Consider the following 20,217-nt stretch of genomic DNA (forward strand, 5'->3'; position numbering starts at 1 on the left):
GGTTCGCTCCGGTGTGGTGTGCAGGTTTGAGAACTCAGCGGCGCTTGCGGATCAGGCTGACCTGTCCGTTGCGCTCCAGAATGGCGGCCTCCACATCGTCCAGCGTGCGGCTGCCCAAAGTCTGGCGCACGCTCTCTTGCACATCACCCACGGTGATGAGTGCCGCATCCATCTCGCCCTGGTTGAACCGACCTTCGCGATACACCTCGCGTTCGCGGCCGGCAATGAGCCTATCGAGCTTGGGCAGCCGCACGCAGGCCCACCCCAGCATGCGGTGTACGGCCACCAGCGCGAGCGACGCCGACAGCGTGGCCAAAAACGGCGACGCGCCGACAATCGCGCGGCTCAACGTTGCCCCGAGCAATACGGCGACGACAAAGTCGAACGGTGCACGCTGCCCGAACGAGCGTCGGCCCGACAGGCGCACCAGCGCCAGCCCGATGGCGAACACAACCACCGCACGCATCGCGGTTTGCAGCGGGTTGAGATCCTTGCCTTCGCCAAAGAGGAACAGCAGCGTATCCATTGCGCCTCCCGTGGTGGATATGAAGTCTTTTCGACCACCAGAGCAAGCCGCGTGCCGCCCGGCATGCGCTCGAGAGTCGCCACTCAAGTCACGCGCGCGCCCAATGGCATGCCGCATGCTGCAAGCCGGTGTATCCACACCGTCATAGCGAGCCCGCCATGCCTGACCAGCCCCAACAGCAACCGCCCCAACACCAGGACCGCCAGCCCGGCACCGAAGCCAACATGACGCCACGCCCGCAATCCGAGATGGCCAATTACGTGGGCAGCGGCAAGCTCAGCGACAAAGTGGCCATCGTCACCGGGGGCGACAGCGGCATCGGCCGCGCGGTGGCCATCGGGTTCGCCAAGGAAGGCGCCGACGTGCTGATTGCCTATCTGGACGAACACGACGATGCCAACCAGACCTGCCGCCTCGTGCGCGCGACGGGCCGCCGCTGCGAAGCGATTGCCGGCGACCTGGGCGACGAGGCGCACGCCCGCGCGGTCATCACGCAGGCCGTGGCGACCTTCGGCAAGATCGACATCGTGGTGAGCAATGCGGCGGAACAGCACCCGCAGCAAAGCCTGGCCGACATCGATGCAGCACAGCTGGAACGTACATTCCGCACGAACGTTTTTGCGATGTTCTATTTGATCCGTGCCGCGCTGCCGCACCTGCATGAAGGCGCACGCATCATCACGACCACGTCGGTCACCGCGTTTCGCGGCAGCGGCCATCTGGTGGACTACGCCGCCACCAAGGGCGCAATCGTGGCGTTCACGCGTTCACTGGCGCAGCAGCTGGCGGACAAGAACATCCTGGTGAACGCGGTAGCACCGGGGCCGATCTGGACACCGTTGATCCCGTCCACGTTCGATGCGGAGCACGTCGCAAAATTCGGCAGCAAGGAGCCACTGGGCCGCGCGGGCCAACCCGATGAAGTGGCGCCTTGCTACATCTTTCTTGCATCTGCCGATGCAAGTTACATGACGGGGCAGACGCTGCATCCGAATGGGGGGGAGATCGTCAATGGGTGACAGTGCGCTTGCCCTCTGCATCATCAAAACGCCGTCCGCATCCCCACCATCGCGCCGAGCTGGTTCACGCCCCTGGCCGGCGTGGTCCCACCGCCGCCACCGCTGACGGAATACTGCGCGTTGGCGCTGTTCCACAGATAGCCCGTCTGCGCATATAGCGCCGTGCGCTTCGAGAGCGCATAGACGCCGCGCAGCACGGCCATCGTCGCGCTGCGGCTCTGGTCGGCGTTGACCAGACGGATCAGGCCGGCATCCAACGTAAGCGCACCCGTGAGCGGATAGCTCCCGTTGACGAAGTACAGGTTGGAACGGACGTCGCCCGCGACGGCTTGCACGTGGCGACCGATCCAGCCGACGCCCAGCTTGGCGTTGCCGAGCTTCACATAGCCGTTGGCGACGATGCGGCGGTCTTTATCGCCCGCATCCGTGAGCGCGATGGGCGCACTGCCGTTGAAGAACGACGCGGTGGCGCCCGTGCCGCCACGTTGCTCTTCGTAGGCGCCGGCTACGCCAAAGGTGGCCGCGTCGTACTTCAGCATGCCCGACACCGCGCGGCACGACGAAGCATTGCCGGCCACTTCGCCCGCACAGGTTCCGGAGGCCGGCACACCGCCCGCCGCGTCACGCCCGAACGAATACGTCGCTCCCACCGTCAGGCCACTGAAGGTGCCTTTGTAAGCGATGGTGTTGTCGGCCCGTGCGTTGGGAATGTACGCGTCGAGTGAGCCGATGGCGTACTGGCTGGGGCCGAGGATGTCTGCCTCGGCCAGCGACAGAAACACCATGCTGTACTGCCGGCCCAGCGTCACGGTGCCGTAATCGCTGGCCAGGCCGACCCACGCCTGCCGGCCGAACAGGCGGCCGCCCTGGCCTGAGGTGCCGGTGTCGGTGTTGAAGCCGCTTTCCAGCGTGAACACGGCCTTCATGCCGTTGCCCAGGTCTTCAGCGCCACGCAGGCCCCAGCGCGAGGGCAGCGTGCCCGTGACCGACGGGATGCGCGCGAGGCCATTGCCATTGGTATTGGCATGGCTCACGTATTCGATTCCGGTATCGATCAGGCCGTAGAGCGTGACGCTCTGCGCCTTGGCCGCGCCGCTGGCGAGGGCGCACGTGGCAGCGGCCAGCACGAGACAGTGCGTGCGCGAGGTGGTGGTTTGCATGTTGGGCCCCTCCTAGTGTCGAGCCGGTCCCGCGCCCCATGTCTGGCGGGCCGGCAGTTTGGTATGCGTGGGAGGCGCCATCGGGGCGACGGCGCGAGAGAGAACAACCGCTATGTCAGTCCTGCACGCGCGGCCCCTTGAGCAGCAGCAGCGCAGCCAGCGCCGCGATGATGGTGACCGGGATGCTGGCACCAATGATGGTGGTGGCGTGCTGCCCCATCGCCAGCAGTTGACCGGCCAGCAGCGGCCCGGCGATCGAACCCAACCGGCCCACCGCCACCGCAGCGCCCACGCCGGTGCCGCGCACGACGGTCGGGTAGTACGCCGCCGCCAGCGCATACAGCACCGACTGCGCGCCGATCACGAACAGCCCCGCCATGAAGGCGCCGGCCGACATCGATGCCATGCCGCCCGCCGCAGCCAGCAACGACAACGCCGCGATGATGCCGACATACATGCCCGACACAACCCAGCGCGGGCGCGCTGCATCCATCAGCATGCCAATGCCCAGCGCGCCCGCACCGCCGCCGATGTTGAACAGGATCTGCACCATGCCAACCTGCGGCCGGCTCAGCCCCTGTGCGGCCATCAGGGAGGGCAGCCAGTTGAGCAGGAAATACAGCACGATCAGCGTGAAGAAATAGCTGACCCACAAGAACAGCGTGGCCGCCGTGCGGCGCTCGCCAAACAGTGCCCATGACACCGGCGGCGGCTGTATGGCGCCGCGTTGCTGACCGTCGAAACTGCGGTCAAACCGGCGCGACTCCTGCAGCGTCAGCAGCAGCGGCACCACCACCAGCGGGCCGAAGCCGCCCACGTAGAAGATGTGGCGCCAGCCGGTATCGCCGGCGCTCAACATGCCGACCACCGCGGCGATGGCGCCGCCAAACGGGATGCCGCAATACATGACGCTCACGGCAGTGTTGCGCAGGCGTGCGGGTACCGCTTCGGCACACAGCGCGATCAGGTTGGGCATGGCGGCCCCCAGGCCGATGCCGGTGGCCACGCGGATCGCCAACAGGCTGTTGAAATCCCACACGTGCGCGGTGGCGATCGAAAAGATGCCGAACAGCGCCGTCGCCAGGATCAGCACGCGCTTGCGCCCGATGCGATCGGCCAGCCGGCCGCCCAGCATGGCGCCCGGCAACAGGCCGAACGTGCCGGCGCTGAATGCAAGGCCCATCTGCCCGACCGACAGCCCGAACTCGCGCGCCATGCGCGGCGCAGCCACGCCGATGGATTGCAGATCGAGCCCCTCAAGCAGCGCAACGATGAAGCACAGCCCGAGCGTCATGGCGACGCCGGGGCCAACGCGCTCCCGCGTCAATGTCGTGGTGGTGGTTTGCATGTCGTCTCCTTCCGGATGTTGGGCGGCCGTCATTGGCAAGTGAAGCTCGACGCGTCGTTGACGTTGCCGGTGCCGGTATAGCGTGCGTTCTTCGGGTAGGCACACAGCGGGCGCGTGCGGTCGTGGCCGGCTGCATTCCAGTCGCTGGGCACTTCGGCGTTGGGCGCAGCGTTGGAGGGCCCGCGCGCGGTGGCGACCACACTGTCGGGCGCCACGCCGTGTTCTACCCACGCCACCAGCGGCGTGAGCATGTCGAACTGATCGGCGGTCGGGCCGCCCGAGCAATGGTTCATGCCGGGCACTGGATAGAAGCGCGCGAAGTTGCTGGCATCGCCGCCGTTGGCTGCAGCCAGGCGCTGGTACCAGTCGGTCGTGTCGTCGGACGAGAACACCGGGTCGCTCGTGCCGTGGTAGACCATCAGCTTGGCGCCGCGTCCCTTGAGCGCGCCGAGGTTGGTCTCATCCGGCGGCGTCATGAACGACCAGGCGGATTCGGTATACGTGGCGTCTGTGGCGAAGATCTTCGGTGCGTCGGTGTCCATGTTGAACGCCAGGCCATACGCGGTGAGTGACGTGATGGCCGACGCCGGCTGCGGCGTGGTCGTGAACACGAACGCCAGCGCTGCGGGGTCGAGCTGGATCGAGTTGCCCTGCTTCCAGGCCGCCCAGTTGCTGCCGCTGATGCCGGCGTCAAACGAAAACCCCGAGTACAACGCCTGCCCTGCGCTGTTGCGGGCGCCGGCAAACAGGTTGGCCATCACGGTTTTCTGCGCGGCGGTCAGGCAGGTGCCGTCGCGTGCGCCGGTGCAGGTCGGCACATCGTTGGCGAGGCTGAAGGCGGTCTGGCACGCCTTGAGGTTGTTGATCATGCCGTCGGTCGTGCCATCCAACGCATCGCACTTGGCGAGCACGCGGCTGGCGACCATGGCGCGCTCCGTGGCGCTCAGAGACGTGGTGATGTCCGGAAAGCCGGCGCTGGTGTTGGCCGTGGCCACCGTCGCCAATTGCTGCGCGCTGTACACCTCGTTGATGGCCGCCTTGGGCAGATGAAAGCCCGGGTCGCCGGCCACGATGCCGTCATACGCATTGGCCGAGCGTGCGGCGGCCACCATCGCATGGCGCCCGCCGTTGGAACACCCGCCAAAGTAGCTGCGGTCCGGCGTCTTGCCGTACACCTGCGCAATCATCGACTTGGCCATCGGCGTGAGCGCGGCAACGGCGTTGTAGCCGTAGTCGAGGCGCGCCTGCGGGTCGCGACCGAACAGCGGCACCTGGCTGCCGTTGTGCCCCGCATCCGAACTGATGACGGCAAACCCCGCGCCCAGCGCGCTGCTCACCGGCCCGCCACCCAACGCGCCCAACGCGGTGGCCACGGAGCCATCCAGCCCGCCGTTGGCCTGGTAATAGAAGCGCCCATTCCAGGCCTTGGGCAGGCGCATCTCGAAACCGATGGCGTAGGTCTTGCCATCCACGGGGCTCACGCGCGTGTTCATGGTGCCGGTGACCAGGCAGTGCTCGGGCACGGCGTTGCCGCCCACGCTCAAGGTGCCGGCGGCCACGGTCGAGATGGCGGTAATGCTGGTATTGGCAAAACTCAGCTTGCCGGCAAAGCTCTCGCACGCAGTGGCAAGGTTCAAACCGGTGGCGGGCGAAAGCTGTGGCAGCTGCGATGGTTGCGACGTTGATGCGTCGCCTGTGCTGTCGTCGTTGCAGCCGGCGCAGTTCAGCGCGAGGGCGAGCGCGGCCAGCGCCATGCCCCGTGACATGACGGTCTTCATGAGTCTCCTCCTGAGTGGATGAACCGGTCTTTGCCGGTTGGTCGGATTGCTGCGTTGGAATCAGCCCGCGCGAATCACCGCGGGATCGCCATCGCGATACAGCGTGTCGACGTGCTCGGCACGGTGGGCCAGAACGGCGCGCTGGTTCAGCGTGCCCTTGTCGGTGATCTCGCCGCGGTCCAGCGACGGCGGTGCGTCGAGCAAGAGCAGCCGTGCCACGCGCGTGGCGCTGCCGGTGGCCGTGGCGTTCAGTTCGTGCAGCAGGGCAGCAAATGCGGCGCGCACGGCGGGGGCCGCCAACACTTGGGCCACACTCGCGCTGGTCGGCAGGCCCGACAGGCTGCGGCATCGCTCCATTTGCGGAAACACCAGCAAGCCGATGTCATCACGATTCATGCCGGCAATCACCACGTCCTGCACATACGGCGCGCCTGCGGCAATCACACGTGCGCGCAACGGGCCCACGCTGACGAACGTGCCGGAGCTGAGCTTGAAGTCCTCTGCGATGCGGCCATCGAAGACGAGGCCTTGTTCCGGGTGCTCCGGATCGTAGAAACGCAGCGCGTCACCGCTGCAGTAATAGCCGTCTTCGTCGAAGACCGGGGCGGCGGGCTCTTCGCCCAGGCGCCAGTAGCCGCGCATGACGTGCGGCCCGCGAAAGCGCGCCTCCAGCTTGTCGCCCACGGGCACGAGCTTGAGTTCGCACCCCGGCGCCGGCGTGCCGACATAGCCCGAGCGCATGATCGGCGCGGTGGTAAACAAGCAGCACGGCGACGTCTCCGTCATGCCCAGGCCGGCCATGATGCGGATGCGCTCGCCGCAGTGCTGGCCGGTCACGCGCTCCAGCCGGTCCCAGGCCTCTTGCGACAGCCCGGCACCGCCAAAGAAGTAGAGCTTCACACGCGAGAAGAAGGTCTCCCGCAGGGCCGGGTCCCGTTCCAGCGCCAGCGCGAGTTCTTCCCACCCCTTGGGCACGTTGAAATACGCGGTGGGCGCGATCTCGTGCAGGTTGCGCAGGGTCTCGTCGAATTTGCCCGGCACGGGCCGGCCGTCATCAATGTACAGCGTGCCGCCGTTGTAGAGCACGATGCCCACGTTGTGGCTGCCGCCGAAGGTGTGGTTCCAGGGCAGCCAGTCCACCAGCACCGGCGGCTCCTTGGCGAATTCGGGAATGGTCTGGCGCAGCATCTGCTGGTTGCTGCACAGCATGCGGTGCGTGGTCGGCACGGCCTTGGGAGCGCGTGTCGAGCCGGAGGTGAACAGCACCTTGACCAACGTATCGGGGCCGGTGGCGGCCTGTGCGGCGTCCGCCGTCGTCACGGGCGTCTGCAGCAGCGTGTCGAAGGCTGTAGCGATACGCCCCGGCAGTACGCCGTCGCGCGTGATGACCTCCACGCCGTCGGGCACCACCGCGTCGATGGCGTTGGCGAAGGCCGCGCCATCTGCGGCATAGACAAGCCCGGGCGTCAGTACGTCGAACACGTGGCGAAGCTTGCCGAAATCCGTCGACACCAACGCATACGGCGGCGACACAGGCGCGTATGGCACACCCGCCCACATGGCGCCCAGCGCCAGTTGCAGGTGTTCAAGATCGTTGCCGGACAGGATCGCCAGCGGGCGCCCGGTGGAGACACCGCGATCCAGCAGCGCCTGACCGATTGCGCGTGCGCGCTCCAGCATCTCGCGGTACGTCAGCTTGATCCACGCGCCGTCCGGGCCACGGCGAGCGGCCAGCACGCGATCGGGGTGGCGCTGCGCGCCCGCCACGAGGCAGTCGGTCATGCGCGGCGGATGCTCGGCCAACGCCTCGGTATTGCGCACATGCCAGACACCGCCGTCGCGCGCGTCCATCTCGCAACGCGCAGGCGCGTCGCTCACGGCGACCTGCCTGTAGGGTTGATCGGGCACACCTGCCGGGGGCGGCGTGCGATGCCCGGATTGAAGCTGCGGGCCTTGCGCCTGCAATTCGACGTGATTCACGTCTTGTCTCCTGAATGCGCCGCCCGTTTTATGGTTGTGGTGGGCGGCTGCCGAACTTCAGATCGGTTAAATGGGATAGTGGCGCGGCGTATTCTGCAAGGTGATCCAGCGCAGTTCGGTAAATTCCGCAATCGATGCCTTGCCGCCAAACCGGCCGTAGCCGCTGCTCTTCACGCCGCCAAACGGCATCTGCGCCTCGTCGTGCACGGTGGGGCCGTTGATGTGGCAGATGCCCGATTCGATACGCTGGGCGACCCGCATGGCGCGCGACACATCGCGGCTGAACACGGCGGCCGACAAGCCGTATTCGCTGTCGTTGGCCAGGCGGATCGCCTCTTCATCGCCATCAACGCGCGCCACCGTCACCACGGGGCCGAACGATTCCTCGTTGTACAACCGCATGGCGGGCGTTACGCCGTCCACGATGGCGGGCTGCACGATGGCGCCATCCATGTGCAAGCCGACGGGCAGCGCGGCGCCGTGCGTGCGGGCGTCTGCTACCAGCGCCTGCACGCGCTTGGCTGCATCCACGCTCACCATCGCGCCCAGTTGCGCAGTCCCGTCCGCGGGATCGCCCGCGCGAAGCGTGCGGGCCTTGGCGGCCAGCTTGTCGACGAGGGCATCGGCAATCTTGCGATCGACAATGACGCGTTCGGTCGACATGCAGATCTGGCCCTGATTGAAGAACCCGCCAAACGCAATCGCATCCACTGCTGCATCCAGATCCGCATCGTCCAGCACGAGCACCGGCGCCTTGCCGCCCAGCTCCAGGAGCGCGGGCTTCAGGTGCCGCGCCGCGTGCTGGGCAATGATGCGCCCCACGTGCGTCGAGCCCGTGAAGTTCACGCGGCGCACGGCCGGATGCGCGATCAGGCGTTCCACCACCTGGGCGGCGTCGGCCGGCGCGTTGGTCACCACGTTGACCACACCATCGCCCAGGCCGGCCTCCTGCAGCACGGTGCCGATCAGCCGGTGCACGCCCGGACACATCTCTGACGCCTTGAGCACGACCGTGTTGCCGCATGCCAGTGGCATCGCTAGCGCACGCGTGCCCAGGATCACCGGCGCGTTCCACGGTGCAATGCCCAGCACCACACCGCACGGCTGGCGCACAGCCATCGCAAAGTTGCCCGGCACGTCGGAGGGAATGACGCTGCCGTCGATCTGCGTGGTCATGGAGGCGGCTTCGCGCAACATGTTGGCCGCCAGCATGACGTTGAAGCCGATCCAGGTGGCGCTGGCGCCGGTTTCCGCCGCGCCGGCGCGGATGAACGCCTCGGTGTGCTGGTCCATCAAGTCGGCCGCCTTGAGCAGGCGCTTGCGGCGTTCACCCGGCGGTAGCGCTGCCCACGCGGGGAACGCATCGGCGGCGGCCTGCACGGCGGCGTCTGCATCTTCCAGCGTGGCCGCCGCCGCGCGCGAGGCAACCGCGTCGTTCACCGGGTTGCGGCGCTCGAAGGTGGCACCGTTGGCAGCCGGCCGGCTTTGACCACCGATCAGCAGGGTCACAAGCTGGGTCACGTCAGGCATGGGTTCGTCTCCGGGGGGGCGTTGGCGTGAGCGGGCCAGATCAGGCGCGCTTGTAGGCTTGCAGGCCCGGCTTGATCGACTTGTCGTCGAGGAACTGCTTCAAGCCCTGCTCGCGGCCGCCCTCCGGGTCACGCAGCGTGGCCTGGTCGAGCTTGGCGTACAGGTAGTCCTCGTTCTGCTCCCACGTCAGCTCGCGGCTGCGCTTGAAACCGTGCTTGGCGGCGCGCAGCACCACGGGGTTCTTTTCCAGCAGCTTCTCGGCCAGTGCCACGGTGCGTGCGCGCAGGTGGGCGCGCGGCACGCTCTCGTTGACCAGGCCCATGGCGGCGGCCTGCTGGCCGGTGAAGGTCTCGCCGGTCATGATGTAGTAGAGCGCCTGCCGGTGGCCGACGGTATCTGCCATCGCCTTGCTGACGAGGTTGCCCGGCGGGATGCCCCAGTTGATTTCCGACAGGCCGAACGTGGCTTCGTCAGCGGCAATTGCCAGATCGCACGCCACCAGTGGCGAGAACCCGCCGCCGAAGCACCAGCCGTTGACCATCGCGATGGTTGGCTTGGCATACATGCGCAAGAGCTTCCATTGCCACTGGCAGGCGTCACGACGGATCTTCTCTTGTAGGATTTCCGGGCCGGCGTCGACTTCGCGGAAGTACTCCTTCAAATCCATGCCTGCCGTCCACGCATCACCCGCGCCGGTCAGCACCAGCACCTTGGCATCGGCATCCAGCTCCAACGCTTCGAGCACCTGGATCATTTCCGAGTTGAGCGTCGGGCTCATGGCGTTGCGCTTCTCCGGGCGGTTGAACGTCACCCATGCAATGCCCTGGTCCACCTTTACATCCACGGTTTGCCAGCGCCCTTGGTAATCAGCCATTTCCATCTCCTTGATCTGTCGGCTTGCTTGAAACGTCCGCCATCTCGTGTGTGGCGTGTCTCAGCTTGAGACCCATTTAATATCAGGTAGCCTGATATAACAAGGAGATTATCATTGCCGTAAACCCTGATCCGAACGACACGTAGCAGAATGTGCGCATCGCATAGGTGCACACCCACTCACATCCATGGCGGCCACACGAACCAAACGCAACACACCTCAGCCCGCGCAAGACGGTGCCCCGGCAACGTCTGCACGACTGCCCTACCTGATCGGCCGCACCGATCGCATCGTCAAGCGCCGCTTGGGCGAAGCGCTGGCGCCGCATGGGCTGACGGTGCCGCAATTCACCGCGCTGTCGGTGCTGCACGCGCGCGGCAGCCTGTCGAACGCACAACTGGCGGAGCGCTCGTTCATGTCGCCGCAGTCGGCCAATGAAGTGGTAAAGGCGATGGAAGCGCGCGGCTGGGTGACCCGCACGCCCGACCCAACGCACGGCCGCATCGTCATGCTCGGGTTGACCGACGAAGCGCTCGCCCTGTTGGCGCTGTGCGACGAGGCTGTCAGCCGTCTGGAGCAGGAAATGTTGCAGGGAATCGACGTCGCGCACGCGGCTTTGCTGCACGATCTGCTGCTGCAATGTGGGCGCAATCTGCGTTGAGCGGGCCCTTCAGTTGCCACGGCAGTTGCCGTTATGCAATGTAATAAAGTCAGATCAAAGGGACATATTGATCGACGGCCTCCGGCGCTAGAATGATTGGTCCCTGCCTGCCGGGCCAGATCGAACAACCGTCGCCCTCCATCAACGCACCGCGGTTCTGAAACGCCTCCATGTGGATTGTCCAACTCGCGCTGCGAAGGCCGCTGACGTTCATCGTCCTCGCCCTGCTGATCCTCCTGGCGACGCCGTTTACGCTCATGCGTACACCGACGGACATCTTTCCGGAAATCGACATTCCGGTCGCCAGCATCATCTGGAACTACAACGGCCTGCCCGCCAAAGAGATGGCCGACCGCATCGTGTCGGTCACGGAGCGCAGCCTGACGACCACCGTCAACGACATTGAGCACATCGAGTCGCAATCGTTGGGCGGCGTGTCGATCATCAAGGTCTTCTTCCAGCCCAACGCCAACATCCAGACCGCCCTCGCGCAGATCGTGGCGAGCACGCAGGCGCAGGTGCGGCAGTTGCCGCCGGGCACCACGCCGCCGCTGGTGATCAAGTATTCGGCGTCGAGCATTCCGATCCTGCAACTGGGCCTGTCGAGCAACACGCTGTCGGAGCAGGAACTCAATGACGCGGCACTGAACTTCCTGCGCCCGCGCCTGATCACGGTGCCCGGCATCGCGGTGCCGTTCCCGTATGGCGGCAAGAGCCGGCAGATCACGGTCGATCTCGACACGCAGAAGCTGCTGGCCCAGGGCCTGACGCCGGTGGATATCGTCAACGCGGTGGGCGCGCAGAACCTGATCCTGCCGGCCGGCACGCAAAAGATCGACGCCACCGAATACGGCGTCACGCTCAACGGCACGCCGGGCAGCATTGCCGCGCTCAACGCGATTCCGGTCAAGACCAGCAACGGCGCCACGCTCTATCTGGGCGACGTGGCCAATGTGCGCGACGGCTTCTCGCCGCAGACGAACGTGGTGCGCCAGGACGGGCAGCGCGGCGTGCTGCTCTCCATCCTGAAGAACGGCGGCGCGTCGACGCTCGATATCGTCAGCAACATCTACAAGCTCCTGCCGACCGCCGCTGCCGCGTTGCCGCAAGACCTCAAGATCACGCCGCTGTTCGACCAGTCGCTGTTCGTGAAGGCCGCCATTGAAGGCGTGATCCGCGAGGCGCTGATCGCCGCATGCCTGACGGCCGCGATGATCCTGCTGTTCCTGGGCAACTGGCGCAGCACGGCCATCATTGCGGTGTCGATTCCGCTGTCGATCCTCTCGTCGATCATCGTGCTGCACCTGATTGGCGAGACCATCAACCTGATGACGCTGGGCGGCCTGGCGCTGGCGGTCGGGATTCTCGTGGACGACGCCACCGTCACCATCGAAAACATCGAGCGCCACCTGCACGAGGGCAAGGAACCTATCACCGCGATCCTGGATGGCGCAGCGGAGATCGCCGTGCCGGCCTTCGTGTCGACCCTCTGTATCTGCATCGTCTTCGTGCCGATGTTCTTCCTCACGGGCGTGGCGCGCTACCTGTTCGTGCCGATGGCCGAAGCGGTGATCTTCGCCATGCTGGCGTCGTACGTGCTGTCGCGCACGCTGGTGCCGACGCTCGTGATGATGCTGATGACCGGGCACACGCAAGACGCGCGGAAGGCCGACGCAAAACCGAGCACGTTCGGCCGCATCTACCGGGCGTTCAACACGCAGTTCGAACACATGCGCGGCAACTACGCCGCCATCCTCGGCGGGCTGCTGGAATACCGCCGGGTGTTCGCGCTGTCATTCCTGGGCTTCTGCGTGGCGTCGTGCGCCCTGTACCTCGTGCTTGGGCGCGACTTCTTTCCCGATGTCGATGCCGGCCAGATCCGACTGCACATGCGCGCGCCGTCGGGCCTGCGCATTGAAGAAACCGCACGGCTGGCCGACGAAGTGGAAACGGCCATCCGCGAGATCATTCCCAAGCAGGAGCTGTCGACCATCCTCGACAACCTGGGCGTGCCGAACTCGGGGATCAACCTCTCGTACAGCAACGCGGGCACGATCGGCACGCTGGATGGGGAAATCCTGATCGCCCTGCACGAGGGCGAGCGCAAACCGAGCGCGGAATACATCCGCCGCCTGCGCGAAGAACTGCCCAAACGGTTTCCGGGCGTGGAATTCGCCTTCCAGCCTGCAGACATCGTCAGCCAGATCCTGAACTTCGGCCTGCCGTCGGCCATCGACGTGCAGTTCTCCGGCGCAGATGTGGCCACCAACCAGCAGCTTGCGGGCATTCTGGCCAACCGCATCCGGCAAATTCCGGGCGCGGTCGATACGCACGTGCACCAGCGTTTCGATCAGCCCACGCTGGCGCTGAACATGGACCGCACGCGCATCCAGCAGGTCGGCCTGGAAGGGCGCGACGTGGCGCAGAACCTGCTCGTGTCGCTCAGCTCCAGCTTCCAGACCTCGCCCACGTTCTGGCTCAACCCCATCAACGGTGTGGTGTACCAGGTGGCCGTCACCAGCCCGCAGTACCGCGTCGATTCACTCGATGCGCTGCTGCGCACGCCGGTGGCCGGCTCGCGCGGGGGCGCCGCACAGGCAGGCGGCCCGCAGTTGCTGGGCAACCTCGTGCAGGTCAGCCCTTCGGTGCAGCCGCAAGTGGTGTCGCACTACGACATCACGCCCGTGGTGGACGTGTATGCCGCCGTGCAGGGCCGCGACCTGGGCGCCGTCGCCAAGGAAGTACAGAAGGCCGTGGACGACATCCGCCCCAAGCTCCCACGCGGCGCGCAGGTCACGGTGCGCGGTCAGGTCAACACGATGGAATCGTCGTTCCTCGGCCTGGGCGTCGGGCTGGTCATGGCGATCGTGCTGGTGTACCTGCTGATCGTCGTGAACTTCCAGTCGTGGATCGACCCGCTCATCATCGTCACGGCCCTGCCGGCAGCGCTGGCTGGTATTGCGTGGATGCTGTTCGTGACCGGCACGACGCTGTCCGTGCCGTCGCTCACCGGGGCGATCATGACGATGGGCGTGGCGACGGCCAACTCGATTCTGTTGATCTCGTTCGCGCGGGAGCGCCTCGCCGAGGGCATTGCGCCGGTGCAGGCCGCGCTGGAAGCCGGCGCTACGCGCCTGCGCCCGGTGTTGATGACGGCGCTGGCGATGATCATCGGCATGGTGCCGATGGCGCTGGGCCTCGGCGAGGGTGCAGAACAGAACGCGCCGCTTGGGCGTGCGGTGATCGGCGGTCTGCTGTTCGCGACCGTCTCGACCCTTTTCTTTGTTCCGGTGGTGTTTGCCAGCGTGCACAACAGATTGCAGCGGCGCGCCGCCCGGCGTAGTCAAGATTTGCGGGGAAGCGAAGGACATGTCTGAGCAAACATCCGGAGCCCATTCTGGGGCGCATCCTGGCCCGCATTCTGGGCACCCAGCGGGGGGACCGCCGCACCACGTCGTCACCGTCGATCCGATCGAACAGGTGGACCGCGCCCCGGCCATGCGTCGCGCACGCTGGGTCGTGATCGTCGTGGTGGTTCTGCTGGCGCTGGGCGCTGCCCGCACGCTGGTCAGCCGCTACTACAACGCGCATGCGCTGGAGCGTCAGGTGAATGCGCAGACCAGCCGCTACGTCAACACCACGGCGCCCAAACCGGCCAACGCCAACCGCGAACTGACGCTGCCGGGCACGCTGCAGGGCTACGTTGAATCGCCCATCTATGCCCGCACCAGCGGCTACGTGCTGCGCTGGTTCAAGGACATCGGTGCCCACGTGGACAAGGGCGAAGTGCTGGCGCTGCTCGACACGCCCGAAGTCGACCAGGAACTCAACCAGGCGCAAGCCACACGCAACCAGGCCGCCGCGCGCAAGGCGCTGGCACAAACGTCGCTCGCACGCTGGCAGAACCTGCGCCAGAAAGACGCCGTCTCGCAGCAGGAACTGGACGAGCGCACCAGCGCCGCCAACCAGGCTCAGGCCGATCTGGCCGCCGCCGAAGCCAACGTACGCCGCCTGCAGGAGCTGCAAGGCTTCCGCCGCGTGGTGGCCCCGTTTGCCGGTGTGGTGACCAAGCGCAATGTCGATGTGGGCACGCTGGTCAATGCCGGCAACGCGGGCGCCAACCGCGAGTTGTTCACGCTGGCGCAGACCGATCCGCTGCGCATCTATCTGTATGTGCCACAGGCGTATTCGCAGCAGGTGAAGGTCGGGCAGGACGTGGCTGTCACGCTGTCCGAGCTGCCCGGCCAGACCTTCCACGGCACCATCGCGCGCGCCTCGGGCGCGATCGACGCCACCACGCGCACCATGCAGGTGGAGGTGCAGTTGCCCAACAAGGACGGGCGCCTGCTGCCCGGGGCGTACGTGCAAGTCGCCATCAAGGGCAAATCGTCCGGCGACGATGCCGGCGCCAACGCGCGCGGCACTTTCCTCGTGCCGACGAACACGCTGCTCTTCCGCAAGGAAGGCCCCCGCATCGCCATCGCAGAAAACGGCCGCGTGGACCTGCGCCCCGTCACCATCGGACGCGACTACGGGCGCACGGTGGAAGTCGTCTCCGGTCTGAAGGCGGCAGACGCGTTGATCCTCAACCCGGCCGATTCCATCGAGCAAGGCGAAGCGGTGACCATCGTCGCGCCCGCGCCGGCTTCGGCACCGGCGGCATCGGCACCGGCGGCATCGGCACCGCGCGCATCATGATGGACCACCCGCGACTGCGTATTACCGCGCTGGCGGCCTCGCTGATCGTCTCGCTGGCCGGCTGCTCGCTCGTGCCGACCTACGAGCGCCCCGCCATGGACGTGCCGGCGCAGTGGCAGACCGAGGCTCCGTGGCGCGCTGCGCAACCGGCCGACGCCGCACCCAAGGGCCCGTGGTGGCAGCGCTTCAACGATCCGCAGCTCGACAGGCTGATCACGCAGGCGCTTCAGGAAAACCAATCGCTCAAGGTCGCGCTGTCGAACCTGGAACAGGCACAGGCACAGACGCGCGTGGCGCGTGCCAGCCTGCTGCCGACCATCACCGCCACCAACAACGACACGCGCACGCGCACCTCTTCGGAACGGCCGCTCTCGTCGTACACCAGCCCGACCATGTCCACCGTGCAGAGCGATTTCGTTCTGCGCGCCGACGTCAGTTACGAAGCCGACCTATTCGGCCGCGTACGCAACACCGTCGCCAACGCCGCAGCGAGCGAAGCGCAGGCCGGCGCCAATGTGGAGAATTTCCGCCTGCTGCTCGCCGCGCAGGTGGCCACCACCTGGTACAACCTGCGCGAGACCGACGCGGAAATCGCCGTGGTGCAGGAAGGTCTGGCGCTGCAGCGCAAGGCGCTGGATTTCGTCACCTCGCGGCATCAGGACGGCGTGGCATCGGGGCTCGATCTGGCGCAGCAACAGGCGCTGGTGGACAGCACCGCCACGCAGGCCGAACTGCTGACCAAGCAACGCGCGCAGTACGAACACGCGCTCGCCACGCTGGTCGGCACACCGGCGCCCGCGTTCCATATCGACCCGATTCCGCTTCAGGGCACCGCGCCGCAGATTCCGGTGGCGCTGCCTTCCGACGTGATCGAGCGCCGGCCCGATGTAGCGGCCGCTGAACGGGGCGCTGCTGCCGCCAACGCGCAAGTGGGTGTGGCGCGCGCCGCGTTCTTCCCGAGCGTGATGCTCAACGGCGGCGCCGGTTGGGAAAGCCGCGATCTGGCGCTGCTGTTTTCTGCGCCGACGCTGCTGTGGTCGTTCGGCACGCAGATCGCGCAGACGGTGTTTGACGCCGGCCGCACGCGGGCGCGCGTGGACATTGCCAACGCGGCTTACCAGGGCGCGATCGCGAACTACCGCCAGACGGTGCTGGGCGCGCTGCAGGAAGTGGAGGACGGTCTTGCGGGGCTGCAATCGCTCGAGCGTGCCGCAAGCCAGGCGCGCCATGCCGTGGAAAGCGCCCGCAAAGTCTATGACATTGCCGGCGCGCGCTATGAGGGCGGCTTGGCAACGTCCTTGGACGTGATCACCGCGCAGCAGTCGCTGTTGAACAGCCAGCGCGCGGCGGTGCAGATTCTTGGCCAGCAGATGACGACGAGCGTGTTCCTCGTCAAGGCGGTGGGCGGCGACTGGAGCCACGCTATCGCCGCGCCAATACCGACAGCCCAGCGGTAAGCCTCAGGCAATGGCGCGCAGGAACCGCGCGCCCACAAACAGCCCCGCCAGCCAGCTCAAGGTGAGCGCCACAGCAACGCACGCTTCAAGCAGCGCGGTCGCATCGCCGGGCAGGCTCAGCGCAAGCGCAATCACCGCGGCCATCAGCGCGCCCGCTGCAACCAGACTGACCACCAGCGCACCCACACCCGATGCGAGTGTGCGCACGAGCGGCGGATGCACATGCGCCGGCGGACACAGCACCGCCATGCGCGCCCGCACATAGGCGGTGGTGCGTGTGCCGTCGGTGGCGTCGGCGTGATGACGCATCACGTGCATCCAGGTTTGCGTGTCGAGCACGCCGGAACTCAGCTCCTGCGTCACGCGGCGCAGCGCGGCGCGTTCGCGCGCGTGGTCAGTGGCGTCGGAGGGCGTTTCGTTCGGGTTCAGCCGGTCGAACACGGCCGGTGCAGCGGCCGGATCGCTCGCCCGCACCTCGTGCCGATATGTCACCCGCACGCGGCGGGAGCGCAGGACATATAGCACCGTTGCAATGGGAGCCACCACTTCTGCAAGTGACAGCAACGAGAGCGGAAGTTTCGCAGAGGACCAACTTGCAAGATCCGACATCCAGCGCCCGGACCCAAACCCCACGATGAACGCAAACGGCAATTGAAAGATGAGGCTGTATGCAACCAAGATCATCGGAAACAAGCGCAAACGTACGAATGCCGACAAAATCAAGAGCAACGGCCATGCAGCCCAAAACAGAGCGGAGAGCCAGTTCGTCGCAGGAATCGCCAGGCCGCCAAATCGCCAAGGGCCGACCATGACGATCACAAGCCCAACTATTGGTAGCGTGATCAGCCACAGCAGCGTCACCAGCCAGCCGCGAACGCCATACAGCCGATGCGCCCGCGCACGCGCCGCCGATATCGCAATCCAACTTCCTTGCATGAATTTCCTTTTTAACGAAGCCGAGGGCTTTGGCATGCTCTCCGGGCAATTCTTTTTTTCGATTGTGTCATTGCAGAAAAACCCACGCCCCCCTCCACAGAGGGGACCAAGCCCTGACTCGATTAACGCGCCCAGAAATCCAACAGGGACAAGGCTTTGCTGTCAAATTAACTTCTTTTAATTCTGATTTTCACATTGGTGACTGTTGTATCGCGGTATTTCGAACGTGACGACAATCATGCTGTGCCTATAATCCGCGCCGCCCCCCTTCGTCACATTGTGTAGACCGCTGGGGCCACGTCTCAGTCATCCATTAGACTCCGGTGCAATGCCCTCCTGGACGAACATTTATATCGTTCGGACCACGGTGCTGTGCCGAGAAAAAACAAAATGAAAGTTTGGGGAATCAGGGAGAAAGCCGCCGACGGCGTGCCGTTCGTTCGTACACCGGCCCATGGGTGTGGAATACATGCGATCCGGTGCGCAATCGGGATGCTCGCCGGATGCTCGGCCTTTGCGCTCGGCCAGACGCCGGCAGAGCCATTGCGGACCACGCCGTTAGACACCCAGCTACAACGTGAGCGTGCCATTGAAGACGCCAATGAGCGCGCTCGTCAACAGGCCGTGCCAAACGTTTCACTGGAACGCGGTGCGGGTGCCGAGCAGAACACCACCTCGCTGCCGACGGAGCAGCCTTGCTTCAAAATCCAACGCGTTTTGGTGTCGGTTCCCGCAACGCTACCACCGGCTATACGTGCGATCGGCGCAAGCCAACTCCCTCAAGATCCTTTTCGGTTTCTGCAAGACGCACTGGACGAGTACGCCGGCCGCTGCATCGGCCCGAAGGGATTAAACCTCATCGTGCATCGTGCCTCGGGGATGCTGCTTGAGCGCGGGTACACGACTACGCGTGTTGCAGTGCCCGAGCAGGATCTGTCCAGCGGCACGCTAAAAATCGCCCTTTTTCCTGGAGTGATTCGCCGCATCCGCCTCGCCGACGAATCGATCTGGGGCACTTGGCGCAGCGCCTTCCCTACGGGTGCGGGTGATCTGCTCAATCTGCGAGACCTGGAGCAGGGTCTGGAGCAGATGAAGCGAGTCACAACGCAAGATGTGGATATGGAGATTGTTCCCGGCCAGCTTCCTGGTGAGTCAGAGGTCGTCATCAAGGTCTCCCGAAGCCGCCCGTGGAAAGTCATCGCGTCGGTAGACGACAGTGGCTCGAAAAGCTCCGGCAAGTTGCAGGGTAACCTCAGCGCCGCACTGGACAACCCGCTTGGCCTGAACGATCTGCTGAACTTGGGCGTCGTGCACGATCTCAACGTCAACGAGCATGATCGCGGCACGCGAGGCGCTAATGCGTATTACTCGGCGCCATGGGGCTATTGGACGTTCACCCTGGCAGCGGGCGCGTACGACTACTTCCAGCAAATCGCCGGAGTCAACCAGTCATTCGTCTCTGCCGGCAACTCCAAGAATCTGGAAGTACGCGCGCAGTATCTCTTCCAGCGCGATCGTGTACAGAAGAACTCGCTGCAACTCCGTCTGGTCCGCAGATGGAACCATGCGTATATCGACGACACCGCAATAGGCGTTCAGCAACGCGCTACAACGTTCGGCGAGATCGGCTGGCTGCACAAGCATTACTTCGGCGCCGCGCAGTTGGACCTGAATGCCGCCTGGCGCTTCGGCGTGCCATGGGCGGGAGGGCAATCCGAGCTCAACCGCTTCGATCCGACGGCCCCTGCCGAGCGCGACAAGTTCCTCTACCGCATCACCACGCTTGATGCGGTGTTCACCGTGCCGTTCACACTGCCGCTTCCTGCCACGATGGCGAAAGACGGCCTGCCCTTGCGCTATACGGCCACGGTGCATGGGCAGTTCTCCAAGGGCGCGCTCTTCGCTGCGGATTTCCTCTCCATCGGCAACCGGTGGACGGTACGTGGCTTCGATGGCGAACTTACCCTCGCGGCCGAGCGCGGCGCGTACTGGCGTAACGAGCTCGAAGCGCCTATCGGTAACTCCGGCCACAGCGTGTATGTGGGGCTCGATGCGGGTACGGTCTCCGGGCCCAGCGCCAGTGCACTCGTCGGCAGGACGCTGGTGGGCTCGGCCATCGGCCTGCGCGGCAACCCGTTGCGCGGCCTGTTCTATGACGTGTTCCTCGGCTGGGCGCTTCATAAGCCCGAGGGGTTCACCACGCGCGCGCCGGCTGCCGGCTTCTCGCTCACCTATCAATACTGACGCGGT

The 20,217-nt window shown here is 65.7% G+C and carries 14 protein-coding genes; 6 read left to right on the top strand and 8 right to left on the bottom strand.

All coding sequences use genetic code 11. From position 1 onward, the window contains the following. Positions 1-34 precede the first annotated feature (34 nt). Entirely contained in the window at positions 35-526 is a 492-nt protein-coding gene (locus N5B55_RS23145; protein ID WP_065859206.1) for a DUF421 domain-containing protein, read from the bottom strand. Between the two features lie 158 nt (positions 527-684). Between N5B55_RS23145 and N5B55_RS23150 the strand changes: the two genes are divergently transcribed. Then, complete coding sequence (locus tag N5B55_RS23150; protein ID WP_154205382.1) at positions 685-1,545, top strand: SDR family oxidoreductase; 861 nt, start codon at positions 685-687, stop codon at positions 1,543-1,545. A 23-nt stretch (positions 1,546-1,568) separates the two neighbouring features. On the opposite strand, the gene N5B55_RS23155 is transcribed toward N5B55_RS23150, so the two are convergent. From N5B55_RS23155 to N5B55_RS23180, 6 genes are all read right to left on the bottom strand, one after another. Then, on the bottom strand, positions 1,569-2,705 hold the full coding sequence (locus N5B55_RS23155; protein WP_304540312.1) for a porin: 1,137 nt from the start codon (positions 2,703-2,705) through the stop codon (positions 1,569-1,571). Between the two features lie 115 nt (positions 2,706-2,820). Continuing rightward, positions 2,821-4,053 carry a 3-(3-hydroxy-phenyl)propionate transporter MhpT gene (gene mhpT, locus N5B55_RS23160; RefSeq protein WP_304540314.1) on the bottom strand — a complete coding sequence of 411 codons (1,233 nt, stop codon included), beginning with the start codon at positions 4,051-4,053 and terminating at the stop codon, positions 2,821-2,823. Between the two features lie 29 nt (positions 4,054-4,082). Then, positions 4,083-5,831: a tannase/feruloyl esterase family alpha/beta hydrolase gene (locus N5B55_RS23165; protein WP_304540316.1), complete on the bottom strand. Its 1,749-nt coding sequence runs from the start codon at positions 5,829-5,831 to the stop codon at positions 4,083-4,085. 60 nt (positions 5,832-5,891) lie between these two features. Next, on the bottom strand, positions 5,892-7,811 hold the full coding sequence (locus N5B55_RS23170; protein WP_369812443.1) for a feruloyl-CoA synthase: 1,920 nt from the start codon (positions 7,809-7,811) through the stop codon (positions 5,892-5,894). 66 nt (positions 7,812-7,877) lie between these two features. Beyond that, positions 7,878-9,341: an aldehyde dehydrogenase gene (locus N5B55_RS23175; protein WP_304540319.1), complete on the bottom strand. Its 1,464-nt coding sequence runs from the start codon at positions 9,339-9,341 to the stop codon at positions 7,878-7,880. Between the two features lie 40 nt (positions 9,342-9,381). Further along, positions 9,382-10,215 carry a p-hydroxycinnamoyl CoA hydratase/lyase gene (locus tag N5B55_RS23180; RefSeq protein WP_065859218.1) on the bottom strand — a complete coding sequence of 278 codons (834 nt, stop codon included), beginning with the start codon at positions 10,213-10,215 and terminating at the stop codon, positions 9,382-9,384. Positions 10,216-10,402: 187 nt separating this feature from the next. Between N5B55_RS23180 and N5B55_RS23185 the strand changes: the two genes are divergently transcribed. The 4 genes from N5B55_RS23185 (at position 10,403) to N5B55_RS23200 (ending at position 17,031) form a co-directional block, all read left to right on the top strand. Then, positions 10,403-10,876 carry a MarR family winged helix-turn-helix transcriptional regulator gene (locus N5B55_RS23185; RefSeq protein WP_009240125.1) on the top strand — a complete coding sequence of 158 codons (474 nt, stop codon included), beginning with the start codon at positions 10,403-10,405 and terminating at the stop codon, positions 10,874-10,876. A 170-nt stretch (positions 10,877-11,046) separates the two neighbouring features. Next, positions 11,047-14,253, top strand: a complete 3,207-nt coding sequence (locus N5B55_RS23190) for an efflux RND transporter permease subunit (RefSeq protein WP_304540326.1) — start codon at positions 11,047-11,049, stop codon at positions 14,251-14,253. Next, positions 14,246-15,574, top strand: a complete 1,329-nt coding sequence (locus N5B55_RS23195; RefSeq protein ID WP_304540328.1) for an efflux RND transporter periplasmic adaptor subunit — start codon at positions 14,246-14,248, stop codon at positions 15,572-15,574. The genes N5B55_RS23190 and N5B55_RS23195 overlap by 8 nt, the downstream gene beginning before the upstream one ends. Beyond that, positions 15,574-17,031 carry an efflux transporter outer membrane subunit gene (locus tag N5B55_RS23200; RefSeq protein WP_304541807.1) on the top strand — a complete coding sequence of 486 codons (1,458 nt, stop codon included), beginning with the start codon at positions 15,574-15,576 and terminating at the stop codon, positions 17,029-17,031. The genes N5B55_RS23195 and N5B55_RS23200 overlap by 1 nt, the downstream gene beginning before the upstream one ends. A 3-nt stretch (positions 17,032-17,034) precedes the next feature. Here the strand turns inward: N5B55_RS23200 and N5B55_RS23205 are convergent, their stop codons facing one another. Next, positions 17,035-17,967 (bottom strand): hypothetical protein, encoded by a 933-nt coding sequence (locus N5B55_RS23205; RefSeq protein WP_304540331.1) that lies wholly within the window; start codon positions 17,965-17,967, stop codon positions 17,035-17,037. 390 nt (positions 17,968-18,357) lie between these two features. Here N5B55_RS23205 and N5B55_RS23210 point away from each other — a divergent pair, with 390 nt between their 5' ends. Further along, the gene (locus N5B55_RS23210; protein WP_304540333.1) at positions 18,358-20,211 is read left to right on the top strand and encodes a ShlB/FhaC/HecB family hemolysin secretion/activation protein; all 1,854 of its coding nucleotides are present in this window, start codon (positions 18,358-18,360) and stop codon (positions 20,209-20,211) included. The last annotated feature ends 6 nt before the right edge of the window (positions 20,212-20,217 follow it).

The organism is Ralstonia pickettii (assembly GCF_030582395.1).
Classification (GTDB): Bacteria; Pseudomonadota; Gammaproteobacteria; order Burkholderiales; family Burkholderiaceae; genus Ralstonia; species Ralstonia pickettii_D.